The organism is uncultured Shewanella sp. (genome assembly GCF_947497935.1).
GTDB lineage: Bacteria > Pseudomonadota > Gammaproteobacteria > Enterobacterales > Shewanellaceae > Shewanella.
The window spans coordinates 154,479-168,236 of sequence record NZ_CANMIO010000010.1; the positions used below are offsets into that span (position 1 = coordinate 154,479).

The following is a 13,758-nucleotide window of genomic DNA, read 5'->3' on the forward strand; positions in this document are numbered from 1 at the left end:
ATCTTAACAAATATTAGCCAGTGGACTATCACCAAAGTTAAAAACCTGTGCTAGAATCCGCGCAGACTACTTTTGGTCTGCCATTTGGAGGTGTAATTTCACCTTTATGATAACTCTTATCATTATAATATTTGTCGCGATAACTGTCTCTTTCCTTTGTAGTGTGTTTGAAGCTGTATTGCTTTCAGTGACACCTAGTTACATAGCCTCATTAACTAAAACCAATCCAGGTGCAGCTAATAGATTACGTAAGCAAAAAGAGAATGTTGAATCTCCACTCGTTTCAATCCTTACCTTAAACACTATCGCGCACACCGTTGGTGCTGCTGTTGCTGGTGCGCAAGCGGCGAAGGTTTTTGGCGATGAGATGTTAGGCGTATTTTCTGGTGTTCTTACCTTCTTAATTCTCTTCTTCTCAGAGATCATTCCTAAGACCTTAGGTGCAAACTACTGGCGCTCACTCGCTCCAACAGTATCTATCGCATTGGTTTGGATGGAACGTAGTACTTTGCCTCTTATCTGGATGTCTAATCAGGTTACTAAGCTGATGGGCAAAGGCGATGAAGGTCAGTACATTCGTCAAGAGATGAGTGCGATGGCAGAAATTGGTCGTGCATCTGGAGAGCTTGATGAGCAAGAGTCGAAGATTTTGACTCAAATGCTATCGGTTAAAGAGATGCCAGTAACCGCCATCATGACGCCAAGAACGGTTTTGTTTAGACTGCCTACCGATTTGACTCAGGATGAGTTTACACGCCAGTTCATGGCCAAACCGTTTACCCGAATTCCTGTCTATGACGAAGAACCAGATAATATTATTGGTTACGTTAATAGAAACGATATTTTACTTGCCGAGCGTAGCACTCCAAAAGAGTCTATTGCCGTGCTTAAGAAGAGCTTGCTGGTGATCCCTGAGACTGCCAAGATCTTGCCTCTATTTGAGCTAATGATTAAACGAAATACTAAGATTGCTATGGTTGTGGACGAATACGGTTCGCACGAAGGTATTGTGACCTTAGAAGATATCGTCGAATCTTTACTTGGGCTTGAGATTGTCGATTCAAACGACCCTGTAACAGACATGCAGCAATTTGCACGTAAGTTATGGAGTCGCCGTATGAAAGACAAAGGTATTGTATTATCTGATGATGGCGATTTCGAAAAAGAAAACAACTAGAATCAGTTAATCACCAATTTGGTACTTAAAAGGGAGCTTGGCTCCCTTTTTTAATGCCCTGTTTTCACCGCCGCAAGCCCCCTCAATATCAAGCCATTTACATCATGCTTAGTTCTTTGCCTGCTGTGCAGAAAAAGATTCTGCTTGTTATTATTTGACCTCACCGTGCTATACTCCTCGTTTGGTCCAGAGGAATAAGATGACAACCACCCTACCTAAATCAGTGGCGACAAAAGTGCAATACAAGTTAAAACTTGCCCATATCAATGACACTCACTCACATTTCGATGCAAACCGAATTCAGTTTACGATTTGTGAGCGACAAAAAGAACTTACGCTTTATAGCCACACTGGCGGTTACGCCCGTATCGCTTACCAGCTCAAACAAGCAAAATTTGCAGCCCAAGACAATCAACAGAGTTTTCTATTTTTGCACGGCGGCGACAGCTTTCAAGGCACCCTCTACTACAATGAGTTTAAAGGTAAAGCCAACTCAGACCTGCTGAATATGCTCCAGCCTGACGCCATGGTATTAGGCAATCATGAGATCGATGCGGGTAACGAGCCAGTACTCGACTTTCTTAACGATATTCGCTTCCCATTGCTAGCTGGCAACATGGATCTGAGCCAAGAGTGCCAACAAAAACCAGCAGGTCTTGCAAGGCACCCACGGTTACTCGATTTTGACTCGCTCACGCAAACAGCTAAAGTGCTGTTAAAGCCGCTGCAAGATAAGCAAGTGGCAATTATTGGTATCACTTTAGATCAAATGAAAGAGATTGCCCGCCCCGATGAGGATACTCATTTTGTTAGCGCAATTGATACCACGCGCCGCACGGTTGCGCAGCTAAAGGCTCAGGGCATCGACCACATTATCGTGCTAAGCCATCTTGGGCTGGATCAAGATAAGATCTTAGCCAGTGAAGTCGATGGAATTAGCCTGATTGTTGGTGGTCACTCACATACCCTGCAGGGCGACTTCAGCGAGCTTGGCTTATCTAATATGCCCTATGGTGAGCGTATTAACGATACCGCTATATTGCATGCAGGGAAGTATGCTGAAACCTTAGGTATGGCCGACATCATTTTTGATGATAAAGGTAAAGTATTAAGCCTGACTGGTGGCAATTACTTCATGTTAGATCAGCAATTTATTCTGCAAGCTTCCGACGATGTTAGCCCTCAGGACTATATCAACGTTCGCCAAAAACTGCAGTCTCATCCACTTATCTTATGGGATGATGAAGATAGCCAAGTACAGACAAGGATCCAGCAAAAATATCGCCCTAGTCTAGATGCGTTAAATAATAAAATCTTAGGCTTTGTCCCCAAAAGTTTGGTTCATACACGCCTACCTAGCAAAGCCCTGCCCCACGGCAGCGAAATTGCGCCTTGGGTCAGCCGCAGCATGTATCAGGAAACCCGAGAGCTGGGGATTGAGGTTGACTTCGCACTACATAATGCCGGCGGCGTTCGTCAGTCACTCGATAAAGGCGATGTGAGTTTAGCGGAGATCTTAGGCCGCATTTTACCTTTCGATATCCCATTAGTGACGTATGAGATCCAGGGGCAATATCTGTTTCAGATGCTAGAGTCTGCAATCAATGCCGCGACCAATAACAGTGTGATAGGTACTGGTGCAGGCAGCTTCCCTTACACCTATGGCTTGAAATACTTTTATGATGGCAAGCAAGCTTTGGGACAACGCATCATCAAGCTTGAAATTCTCAGCCTTGTAGAGGGTGAAAACCAGTGGCGAGAAGTCGATGCGAACGCTCACTATAAAGGTGTCTCATCATCTTATACCGCTTCAGGTAAGGAAGGTTACCACCCGATATTGAAGGCGAATTGGCAAAAAGATATTGAAGATTTAAGTCTACCCGAGGCGTTCATTCGCTTTATCAGTAAGGCTCAGAGCTTAGATGAAGTGATCGAACCGCAGGTTCATTACACCAGCCATAATCTCGTGCCACTGTAATTATGTACTCTCTAAGTGGGCAAGAGTCGACCTTTGGCCTTGCCCCAACAACTCCGTAAATCGTTTTAGGCTAATACCAATTGCATTAGTAATTTAATCAATTCAGAAGCGCTCAAGCTTTTCAATTCAAGGCGCATGGACGACAGAATGGTTATTCCCTTGTGAGACCATGCAAAGCAGAAGTGGAATGCTTGAGTGCTTCCCTCTGGGTGGGTTTCAAAGCACTGCATACTGCGCCAGAAACTCTCGATATAGAATGACTATTAGCTTCAAGTTCCCTGCTTGCCTTCAGTGCTTTGAATTCCCACTGAATGAACAGATTATTAATGCAATTGGTATAATTGCTTAACCATGCTGAAGTTCACCAACACTTGATTGCCTTTATTGTGGCTGTTTTGTTTGATAGTTTGAAAACCAAACCGCTCCAACACCGGCTTAGCTAAATAAGAGGCCTGTACCGTTAACTGCTTAATCCCAAGTATGAGCGCCTTTCTTTCAAGTTCACGATATAACGCCTTAGCCACTCCCACGCCCACGAACTCAGGGTGAGTAAACAAACAATCGACCTCTGCATGGGCCAAAGAGCCCGCAATCGCCTGTTCAATATCGATATTACTATCGCCTTTAAAATCGCAAGGTTTCTTGAGATTGATAAAACCAATAATTTGTTGGTTTGCTTCAGCGACCCAAGTTAACGTCCCAGATAAACGCTCAAGCCAAACCTCATCGCTACGCAAGTTTGGTGACCAAGCAGCTCGTTCTTGTTGACTATAATGAGAAACAGCTCCCTGGTTAACGCTCAAGTGGAACACCAGAGCGAGCTCAGTGACATCTCCCGTCACAAATGGTCTGACTATAAATACTGGCTGTTTCATACCATAAATCCTTTTAAATCCAGCTATAAGCAGGCTAGCTTACGAGAAAGTGAACCTTTATAGGCTAAATTAATGTCTTCAGCATGTAGTAGCCCATAATGACCACAGCACGTTTCTCTTGGTAGCTGCGGTGTCTAATCTTAAAGCCTACTGACTCGAACAGCGGTCTTGACACTTTAGAGGCATCGACAGATAGCTCATCAAACTTATGCTGCCTCGCCCATTGTTCTAACGCTGCATATAACTGCCTAGCAATGCCGCGTCCTTGGTAATCAGGATGAACATATAAACTATCTATATAGCCACGGCTCTCAAATTGAGTCTCAAGATTGACAAAGCCACAGCAAAAAGCCTTACCAGAAGCTAGACGCTTCTCATCCACAACCAGCCAAGTTTGAGATTTTGATAATCGCTTATGCCAGTGATAGGCAGATCTTGGCGCAAAGGACCAAGCCGACCTTTCTTCTTCGCAATAAATTTCATCACTTATGCCACGAATAGCAATATGCGCCAGTATAGAGACTTCTGCGGCATAACATTTTTGATATGGAATAAGTTTCAACATATTGTTCATGGACTATTAAGATTGGGTTAATTAGATTATCGAGTCATATTTTGCGGCAGTTCGCCCCAAAAGAAAATGGCGTAGACTCAGTCTACGCCATTCACATATGTTGTTAAGTGAATAATGTACCTCAACGCTCAGGCTATTAACCTAAAGCGATAGAGGTTAATCATTACTTCTTGTCGATACGACCAACAAATAGCAGCTCATCGAAAGTACGATTTAATGTTTTGCTGCTGAAATCGCTCATCCACATTTGCTCTTGAACGACAACAGTATCGCCTTTCTTGACTTCAATCTGTGGACCTGCTGCCCAAAAAGTCTTGTCAGCTTCTTTGATCTGAACGTAGGTATAACCGCCGCCATTCATGGTATCCATGACAGTACCTTCGTGCATAACACCCTGTGCCCATGCGCTTGAGATACCGAGTGCTAGAGTTGCTGCTGCAGCCAATTTCACTAATTTAGCTATCATCGGAAATTTCCTTAAAATAAGTTATCAATTCACAAGTATTAAAACATGCAATAGGTGATAAATCTCTAATTAGTCACAAGTATAAGCCGCTAATCTCCAACAATTAGATCCAACTCTCATAACCAGATATTTTAACTCCTACCACGGAACTTTCTTAATTACAGCAGATTAATTACTCAAATAGACTAATACCAATCTAAAGTCACTTAAGAACGCTTAGCTTCATCTAATATGGGCTGCAGCATACCTTCAAGACCATTTAGCTTTACCTCATACATTAACGCTAATTGCTGACCAAGCTTTCCTTCGGGGAAGCCTTTTGAGTGAAACCAAACTAAGTAAGGTTCAGGCAGTTCGAGTAAGCGTCTTCCAGCATATTTACCAAAAGGCATCTTTTGAGTAATGGCTTCAAGTAGAAGTTTTTCATCCATCACAGACTAACCTCATTATTATTAAGATGTTTATCTAATAAAATTATTCTAGTGATACATTCTATCAAGTTCTCATAGAAATACCGCACTTTTGCTCGCGTTAGCAACAACGTTAACTCAACAAACAAGGGATCATATGTAAACCATATATATTAATTACAAATAATCAGAGCGCTTGATATATCTTATTGAAATAAGTAAGCATGCTGGTAAGCAACTCAAACAGTAAAGCTAGCCATTATTTATGCAGCCAAGAAGATTGGTTATGGCCTCACAAAAGCTAAACGCCTAATTAACCTAACAAATCACTCACAATCGCAACACTTTTAACCTGGCGCCAAAAAAACCACTCTAATGACGGAAACGTCAAAAAAACAACGACAGTCATTTTTAATAAAACCGTCAAAAATCATACAGTTGACGAGGGAGGTGTATCGACCTAGATTAAGCTTACAGTGACAGGAAGATATGAGTAGATGCCGTTGTTAACAAATCCCATATCAATAAGTACGCAAACTGTTACTTACCTTCATTCATATAATAAGAAAAATAAATTCACCGCGTACAAGAGGAAAACAATATGATCATACTCGTCGGTGGCGAAAAAGGTGGTAGTGGTAAAAGTTGCCTAGCCCAAAATGTCGCTGTATTTCTAACAGCAGAATGCCAAGCCTCAGTTATTATGGTTGATTGCGATCCCCAACGTACAACGTCAGATTGGATCCATGCCCGCAATAATAATTCCGATTTACCCAGCATTAATTGTGTGCAGCTTTACGGAAAAATCCGTAATGATCTCCTTAGTTTGGAACAACACTATGACTATGTAATCGTCGATTGTGGTGGTCAAGATAACTTAGCACTACGCGCAACAATGTCGGTCGCCTCACACGTGCTAATGCCCCTGCGTCCTAAGCGTCGAGATTTGAAAACAGTCAGCCATATGGATGATATTGTCGCAACGTGTATGATGATAAACCCTAAAATGCGTGCCACCTTTGTTATTACCCAATGCCCAAGCCTCCCCAACCAAGCCAACCGTATTTTTGAAGCTAAAGAAGTTTGTAAGACATACGACATCAATGTGTTAGATGCGATTACCTATAGCCGAAACATCTACGATGACAGCGAAGAATCAGGCCTGTCAGTACTCGAGATTGAACCAAAAGGAAAAGCCGCTGGGGAGATAAGAGGCATTGCTTGTGAAATGTTGCAAGTAAAGAATGCCACTGAAATTCGCAATCGCCTTGCTGAAAAACAGATGAACAAGATGAGAGGTAATTATGGGTCTGGCAGATCTCAAGAAAAACTCTACGCCGTCTAGTTCTACCCATAGGCAGATCCAAACCAGCCAGCTAGCACTCGATGATCTTATTGATGATTTCATTAACGATGCGAGTCGCTATGCTTCGGGCCAAGAAGTACTCGCGACTAAACAACATAAAGTCATTGAGTTAGAGCGACAGAAAGTTCGGTTTCAGCCTGAATATAGAAGCAACTTACTAAGCGGCAAACAAAGCGAAACAGTATTAACCGTGAAAAAAGGAAATTGCCCAGTCAGAAAGGCAACCTTTACCTTAACTGAATCTGCGATTGCTCACTTAGCGACATTAGCCGATGACTGCGATATAGCAAAATCCAAGTTAATTCGTTTCTTGATTGAGCATCACTTTAATTTAAGCCCAGAACAAAGAAAACAAAAGGAACAAAGTATAATCGTTGAATAACCCTTCCCTTAGCTGGCAGTAAACCGACTGTTTTGAAGTACTGCGCTGCCAGCGCTTTTTTATTACAGCTCTCGACTCCCCCTGCACTCCCATCTCTTACTCTCTATTTAGTATTCACGACAGGCCGTACTGCCGAATACTTGATTTTAAGGACAAACGACTCAAATAACCTCAATGGTTGAATCTTGCCCACGGCGTCCCTATATCATGATTAACGCAAATAAACTTTAGGCAAGCTATGTTAGCGATTTTTCTAATACTCCTTATTAGCGGTAGTGCGATTGCATGGATTGCCACTGCGTCATGGCGTGCTCGTCGTCGACGTAAATTAATTCGTCAGCAGCCTTTCCCCCATGAATGGCGAGAGATCTTAAAGCGTCGTATTCCTTTCTTTAGGACATTACCAGCCGATTTACAGCTACAGCTAAAGAAGCACATTCAAGTATTTATCGCAGAAAAATACTTTGTCGGCTGTGATGGTTTAAAAATTAACGACGAAATTCGTGTCACAGTGGCCGCTCAAGCCTGTTTGTTATTACTCAATAGGACGACCGACTTTTATCCCAGGTTAAAAGAAATCCTGATTTATCCATCGGTATTTGTTGTCCAAAGTCAGCAGCATCATGGTGCAGGAGTAATGTCTGAGCAGCGAAGAGTCCTATCCGGTGAATCATGGCAACATGGCCGAGTGGTATTGTCTTGGCAAACGACTAAGCACGACGCAGCAGTACCCGATGATGGTAATAATGTCGTTATCCATGAGTTTGCCCACCAGTTAGATCAAGAAGATGGCAATGCAAACGGAGCGCCGATCCTCAAACATAGTAAAGATTACGCTTCCTGGTCTGAAGTATTAATGCAGGAATATCAAACGCTGGTAAGAGCGAGTCAATACGGTGAACATTCACTATTTAACTATTATGGCGCAACTAACCCAGCGGAATTTTTTGCCGTTGTAAGTGAAGTTTTTTTCGAGCAGCCCCATGAATTTATCGCATTGCACCCCGCACTTTATCGGGAGCTAAGCGCTTTTTACCAGCTGGATCCAGTGAATTGGCATTAATGTGTTAACGACTATAGAATTGATAATCCAAACATAATCACAACAATAACTGGATGCGGCATGTTAAAACTAATTTCTCCAAAAGTATGGGGCTACTCCCTACTGTTGCTCATTTCTTACTCGTCGAGTCTCTTGGCAGAAGAAACATTGAACGAGGATACTCAACAAGCCGCTATGGTTTTGGATGCTTTAAACCAATACTCTTCGACTGCGGATTGGGATAACTACTTTGCCCTCTATGAGGATAAAGGCATTTTTATCGGTACCGATGTCAATGAACATTGGGATAAGGCCGAGTTTGAACAATATGCCAGGCCAACAAAAGGCTGGCGTTACGATTTGATGAGTAGAAAGATGACGCAGCACGGTGATGTGATCTGGTTTGACGAGATCTTATCTAGCCCTTCTTATGGCGTGAGCCGTGGGACTGGTACCTTAATCAAAACCGACCAAGGCTGGAAAATAGCTCAGTATCACCTGAGCTTTCCAATCCCTAACGCTATAGCAAAATCGATTACCATGCAGATAAAAGCTGCCGAAAAGTAACGCCCCAACTCATGGAGGCAAAAACTAAACATGATAATGAATAAAAAATAAACAACGATGAAGCGCCATGATAAGTTATGGTGTTTCAATTGAATATTCAGCCCCCCAGTCCCTAAAGAAGAGGTGATTCAGTACTGAAAATAAAAAGTGCTTTTAGTCAATTAACGAATTAGTGACTTAACCCACTATTTTGTTGAGGTAGTGAAACAGACATTGGCCATATCAACCAAATGGCTAAAGCTAGTAAAATCCCCTTCGGATAAACGCCTTCCTGAACTTTCTCTATCGGCATAGACCACGCCTATCGCAGTTTTATCCATAATAAGTGGGGCTATCATAAAGCCTGTTGCAGACGTGATAGCTTTAATGTCATCGTCCATAAATAAACGCCACTTAGATGAGCGAGGGTTATCAATAAACAGTCCCTTCTTCAGCGAAATGCAATCTTGAAAGACGCTTTTTGTACTGTTTAATGAAATATTAAACGACGCTTTCATTTGCTCGATACCTTCCCCATGAACAATCCTAGGGAGCAATAACTTTCGACTCGGAGACATTAACAATACGCAGCAACGATCGACACCAACACCGGTTAAGATCCCCTTTAATGTAATGGAGAGTACCTGATTAAAGTCTTGTTTATTTAATGCGCATTGGGTGAGCAGCCGTAAACACTGCAACTGACTATTAACATCGCTAACATTAATAACAGGGGCAGGCTGACTCTCAGCTATGTCCTCTTGAAGGTATTTAGGCTCAGGTAAATGCTCCACTAAAATTCTTGCGCCATAGGCATCTGCCATGGTTTTTGTCGCTTTATGGCAGCGAATGATCCGCCCCTTTAGCTCGTCAACTTCTAGCCCTAACATACCTGCAGTCTGCTGTAGCCGTTTCGACAGCTCCGCCATGTTAGGAGAGTGCTGACACAATATCTCACTAAGCTTATTTGCCAGAAAAATACTGCGGATCTCGGGGGTACGTTCATCTGGTTGGCTCAATGACTTTATCAGTAAATGACCTAAGCCCCAGCTCCTTGCAAGTCCGAGCGATAACTGTTCAAACGTAGTACCAAGTACCTCTCGAACCACTTGATTCATCTCTTGCGACGAATCACAGTGATTTAGCTTATTATCAAGCACCAAGGTTTCGGCGCAGCCTGTGCTCCAAAAAGCGCTTTCTCCTAAGTGATACAGTAAAGAAGCAATAAAGACCTCTTCTTGCAACTCTTCATCGTGGTCCTTGAGTAACATTTTCGTTAGCATTGCAGCTTGAAATGCTTGTGCCATCAACTTGAGCATTCTGTTGTAAACGCCTTCAGAGAGTCCTTCTGCTTCAAGTAAACTGCTGAGTAATTTAGCCGTGATACAAATATTCTTTATGGTATCAAAACCAAGCACCACAGCTGCACGGCTTACCGTAGTGACTTGGCTAATGCCTTTACTGTAAGTCACGCTATTTGCGACTCGCAAAATTCTGGAGGTCAGTGCATTATCATGCATAACACTCTGACCCAGAATTGATAAAGAAGAAACGTCGTCCTTTGCAAGCTTTTCGAGGGTTTTCACTGTAGAGCAAAGAGCTGGCATCTCTTGGTCACTGATACGATTAGTCCAGTATTCGACGCCCCTATATCGACTCTTTTCTATATTACTTGCTTTCAAGTCACTCTCATCTTATGACGGTTACACCCATCAGGCTATGCAGTCTACTGATGTCCTGCTCTGACTTCTTCCCTGAAAATACTCAATGCTCATTATGGCCGAGCTCAAAACATCAATGATTAAATCTATAACTACATTCTATACGTTAATAGCCAACAATAAAGCCATTACAGCTTGTTAACACACTTACCTTTGACAAACTTTACTCATTTCAAAAAAAAACGACTCCGAAGAGTCGTCAATCACAACTAAACCACTCACTGGAAGGATGTGGTGCGAAAATTAAAAACCCGCACAGCACGTAGGAATACTGCACGGGGGACACAAGCTACAAAATGTAGCCAAACTTTTACAAACGCAGGCTTTATAGCAAGCGTACTCATATGCTCTTGGAATTACTCAACCAGCAGTTGATATCCCGGCTCAGTTAAGAAGTCGACTAACTCGTCTGATATGGTTATCTGCTCTAGCAGGACCGCCGCCTGAGTAAAGCTGCCACGGGTAAAACGATCAGCCCCAACCTCATCTTTGACATGGGCGAGCTCCTCCACCAACATCTTTTTAAACAGCGCCTTAGTCACCACCCCCCCAGAAGTAAGTTGCTGACGATGCTTAATCCACTGCCAGATTGAAGTACGAGATATTTCAGCCGTAGCCGCATCTTCCATTAAGCCATAGATAGGTACGCAACCATTGCCGTTAATCCATGACTCTATGTATTGCAGCGCAATTCGAATATTGAGACGCATACCTGCTTCTGTACACGCTCCTTTCGCTGGCTCAAGCAAGTCTCTCGCGTGAATAGGGGCATCAACATCACAGGTAATGTGTCGTTGATTAATATGGTCTTCTCCTATGTATTCATTAAAAATAGCCATCGCAGTATCGGCAAGCCCTGGATGTGCGACCCAAGTGCCATCATGGCCATTTCTCGCTTCGAGTTGCTTATCTTGCTTAACCTTATCTAGCACTTGTTGATTGAGTTCTGCATCCTTAGCGGGGATAAAGGCCGCCATGCCGCCCATCGCCAATGCACCGCGCTTATGACACGTTTTAATCAGCAAACGAGAATAGGCACTTAAAAATGGCTTATCCATGGTGACCGACGTCCTGTCGGGCAGCACTCTGTCGCTATGGTTATTTAAGGTTTTAATATAGCTAAAGATATAGTCCCAGCGGCCACAGTTTAGAGCAACGATATTTGAGCGCAGTTCATACAAAATCTCATCCATCTCAAACACTGCAGGAAGAGTTTCAATTAAACAGGTACATTTTATCGTACCAGGCTGTAAACAGAAACGCGCCTCAACAAAAGCAAACACTTGTGCCCACCATTTCGCCTCTAGGTGACTTTCCAGCTTAGGAATATAAAAATACGGTCCACTGCCCTGACTCAGTAACTTACGGTAGTTGTTGTAGAAATAAACACAAAAATCGAACAGACAGGCAGGAATGGCAACCCCATCAAATTGCACATGCTTTTCTTGCATATGTAGACCACGAACTCTACAGGTAAGCACCGCTGGATTGTTATTTAACGAATAGTGCTTGCCAGTGTCAGGTGCCGTGTAGCTAATGTCACCGTTCACCGCATCGCGTAGGTTGATTTGACCTTGTACGACCTTCTGCCAGCTTGGCGCCAATGAATCCTCAAAATCAGCCATAAACACTTTAGCATTTGCATTAAGTGCATTGATTACCATCTTACGTTCAACGGGCCCAGTGATCTCCACCCGCCTATCTTGCAAGTCTTCAGGGATCCCCCTGATCTGCCAGTCTCTCTGGCGGATCTCTTTTGTTTCCTCTAAAAAGTCGGGCAACTCACCTGAATCGATGCGCTCTTGCTTTGCTTGTCTATTAGCAAGCAAGTCGGGCACCACTGGTGCAAACTGCTTACACAGCGCTTTTAATAAACACAGTGTGCCTTCAGTTAATACCAGCTCCTGACCTACAACAGCATGCCCCTTAATCTGTAGTTCTTTACTCGAAACCAGTGCATCGCCAGTCTCTAGCGCAGTTAATTGCTCTGTCATCCTTTTATCTCCTAAAACTATGCTCATATCCTTGATGACACCTAGCATGGGCTGCTTTAGGCCGTCAGCGCTCAAGTAATAAAGATCCCTAGCAACTACTTTCATAAAACCGTACTTAACTTGAACCTTCAAACTTATGACTTAATTAGCGGTAAGGTTTCTAAGTAAGCATATGTTGATTTACAACAAAACCTACTGACTAAAAGTTTCAGTTGCAAGCATACGGCAAGCTGCCCTCGCTCATTCCTGAATGCCTAAGATCGCAATACCTCATCAAATAACACAACACAAAACAATCACAACCAACTAATTTAAAAGAAAAAATAAGCATCGCATGGCTTGAGCGAGATTTAATATCTATGACTTGTAAGACAAATTGACCATAGAGAGTGGACTTAAACTAAATTCGTTATTTTATTTCACGGTGTTAACATTTATTTCCATTAAATAGGTAAAGCTAACATCACCTTAATTTAGCAAAGCGTTTATAGCTCTCCTTATCGTCAACCTTAAAAACAGCATAAAAACAGATAGTTAAACATTAAATGCGAAGGCGTGATTTCAAACAAGTGTTTTAAGTTAACGTTTACGATAACGTAAGAAAAGAGGTGTAAACCTGTCATTAATCGATTCACGATAAATATTGACCAACATTAGAAAAAACATTGGTTCAAGAATAAAAAAGTTTATTTTTTGCCGAAAAGTGCGCTAGAAAAGCAAGATTTTAAAGTGATGTAACCCAAGATTATGGCGGAGCCAACGACGTAATCTGTCACCCTCAAGCTAGCCAGTCTATGTCCATGAGATTAAGGTAACTTAAACCTGCCTCATTTCGCACACGGGTACAAAAACATCAAAAAATTCAATAAGTAATGATAGCTAACACAAGCTCAACTCAAGAACTTAATGGCTCAATAGCTCACTAATTAAGTGTTGAAAGTTGAAAGTTAAGAATTAAGAGTTAAGAGTTAAGAGTTAAGAGTTAAGAGTTAAGAGTTAAGAGTTAAGAGGGGAAGCTTAAAAAGCTTGTGCATAAGAGGCAAACTCAAACCACCAATGACGCAGTTAAAGTCCCTAATTGGTAAATAGCCTTACGCCAATTCATAGTAATCAGTTCAGCTCTAATCAGGGATAATACAACTAATATCAGTAATATCAGTAATATCAGTAATATCAGTAATATCAGTAATATCAGTAATATCAGTAATATCAGTAATATCAGTAATA

General features: G+C 42.3%; 12 protein-coding genes. 6 read left to right on the plus strand and 6 right to left on the minus strand.

The genetic code is table 11. The annotated features are described in order from the left end of the window. Positions 1-106: 106 nt before the first annotated feature. Together Q1A86_RS13340 and Q1A86_RS13345 are read left to right on the plus strand one after the other, a co-directional pair. Positions 107-1,177, plus strand: coding sequence for a CNNM domain-containing protein (locus Q1A86_RS13340; protein ID WP_299807327.1), 1,071 nt, complete (start codon positions 107-109; stop codon positions 1,175-1,177). Between the two features lie 199 nt (positions 1,178-1,376). After that, positions 1,377-3,155: a bifunctional metallophosphatase/5'-nucleotidase gene (locus tag Q1A86_RS13345; protein WP_299807329.1), complete on the plus strand. Its 1,779-nt coding sequence runs from the start codon at positions 1,377-1,379 to the stop codon at positions 3,153-3,155. A 323-nt stretch (positions 3,156-3,478) separates the two neighbouring features. Here the strand turns inward: Q1A86_RS13345 and Q1A86_RS13350 are convergent, their stop codons facing one another. From Q1A86_RS13350 to Q1A86_RS13365, 4 genes are all read right to left on the minus strand, one after another. Then, on the minus strand, positions 3,479-4,030 hold the full coding sequence (locus tag Q1A86_RS13350) for a GNAT family N-acetyltransferase (RefSeq protein WP_299807331.1): 552 nt from the start codon (positions 4,028-4,030) through the stop codon (positions 3,479-3,481). A 64-nt stretch (positions 4,031-4,094) separates the two neighbouring features. Continuing rightward, positions 4,095-4,595 carry a GNAT family N-acetyltransferase gene (locus Q1A86_RS13355; RefSeq protein ID WP_299807333.1) on the minus strand — a complete coding sequence of 167 codons (501 nt, stop codon included), beginning with the start codon at positions 4,593-4,595 and terminating at the stop codon, positions 4,095-4,097. Between the two features lie 172 nt (positions 4,596-4,767). Beyond that, the gene (locus tag Q1A86_RS13360; RefSeq protein WP_202722346.1) at positions 4,768-5,070 is read right to left on the minus strand and encodes an NrfJ; all 303 of its coding nucleotides are present in this window, start codon (positions 5,068-5,070) and stop codon (positions 4,768-4,770) included. A gap of 206 nt (positions 5,071-5,276) precedes the next feature. Continuing rightward, on the minus strand, positions 5,277-5,501 hold the full coding sequence (locus Q1A86_RS13365) for a DUF3820 family protein (protein ID WP_108944029.1): 225 nt from the start codon (positions 5,499-5,501) through the stop codon (positions 5,277-5,279). A gap of 580 nt (positions 5,502-6,081) precedes the next feature. On the opposite strand from Q1A86_RS13365, the gene Q1A86_RS13370 reads away from it, so the two are divergent. From Q1A86_RS13370 to Q1A86_RS13385, 4 genes are all read left to right on the plus strand, one after another. Then, positions 6,082-6,825 (plus strand): AAA family ATPase, encoded by a 744-nt coding sequence (locus Q1A86_RS13370; RefSeq protein WP_299807339.1) that lies wholly within the window; start codon positions 6,082-6,084, stop codon positions 6,823-6,825. Then, on the plus strand, positions 6,785-7,228 hold the full coding sequence (locus Q1A86_RS13375) for a CopG family transcriptional regulator (RefSeq protein WP_299807341.1): 444 nt from the start codon (positions 6,785-6,787) through the stop codon (positions 7,226-7,228). The genes Q1A86_RS13370 and Q1A86_RS13375 overlap by 41 nt, the downstream gene beginning before the upstream one ends. 238 nt (positions 7,229-7,466) lie before the next feature. Beyond that, a complete protein-coding gene (locus tag Q1A86_RS13380) occupies positions 7,467-8,291 on the plus strand; it encodes a zinc-dependent peptidase (protein WP_299807343.1) in 825 nt (274 codons plus the stop codon). A 60-nt stretch (positions 8,292-8,351) separates the two neighbouring features. Continuing rightward, a complete protein-coding gene (locus tag Q1A86_RS13385; protein WP_299807345.1) occupies positions 8,352-8,837 on the plus strand; it encodes a nuclear transport factor 2 family protein in 486 nt (161 codons plus the stop codon). Between the two features lie 185 nt (positions 8,838-9,022). On the opposite strand, the gene Q1A86_RS13390 is transcribed toward Q1A86_RS13385, so the two are convergent. Continuing rightward, positions 9,023-10,498: an HDOD domain-containing protein gene (locus Q1A86_RS13390; RefSeq protein ID WP_299807347.1), complete on the minus strand. Its 1,476-nt coding sequence runs from the start codon at positions 10,496-10,498 to the stop codon at positions 9,023-9,025. A gap of 395 nt (positions 10,499-10,893) precedes the next feature. After that, on the minus strand, positions 10,894-12,531 hold the full coding sequence (gene aceB / locus Q1A86_RS13395) for a malate synthase A (protein ID WP_299807349.1): 1,638 nt from the start codon (positions 12,529-12,531) through the stop codon (positions 10,894-10,896). Positions 12,532-13,758: the final 1,227 nt, after the last annotated feature.

Coding starts and splice junctions, on each gene's coding strand:
- Q1A86_RS13340 (WP_299807327.1), top strand. CDS start 107: ATGATAACTCTTATCATTATAATATTTGTCGCGATAACTGTCTCTTTC.
- Q1A86_RS13345 (WP_299807329.1), top strand. CDS start 1,377: ATGACAACCACCCTACCTAAATCAGTGGCGACAAAAGTGCAATACAAG.
- Q1A86_RS13350 (WP_299807331.1), bottom strand. CDS start 4,030: ATGAAACAGCCAGTATTTATAGTCAGACCATTTGTGACGGGAGATGTC.
- Q1A86_RS13355 (WP_299807333.1), bottom strand. CDS start 4,595: ATGTTGAAACTTATTCCATATCAAAAATGTTATGCCGCAGAAGTCTCT.
- Q1A86_RS13360 (WP_202722346.1), bottom strand. CDS start 5,070: ATGATAGCTAAATTAGTGAAATTGGCTGCAGCAGCAACTCTAGCACTC.
- Q1A86_RS13365 (WP_108944029.1), bottom strand. CDS start 5,501: ATGGATGAAAAACTTCTACTTGAAGCCATTACTCAAAAGATGCCTTTT.
- Q1A86_RS13370 (WP_299807339.1), top strand. CDS start 6,082: ATGATCATACTCGTCGGTGGCGAAAAAGGTGGTAGTGGTAAAAGTTGC.
- Q1A86_RS13375 (WP_299807341.1), top strand. CDS start 6,785: ATGGGTCTGGCAGATCTCAAGAAAAACTCTACGCCGTCTAGTTCTACC.
- Q1A86_RS13380 (WP_299807343.1), top strand. CDS start 7,467: ATGTTAGCGATTTTTCTAATACTCCTTATTAGCGGTAGTGCGATTGCA.
- Q1A86_RS13385 (WP_299807345.1), top strand. CDS start 8,352: ATGTTAAAACTAATTTCTCCAAAAGTATGGGGCTACTCCCTACTGTTG.
- aceB (WP_299807349.1), bottom strand. CDS start 12,531: ATGACAGAGCAATTAACTGCGCTAGAGACTGGCGATGCACTGGTTTCG.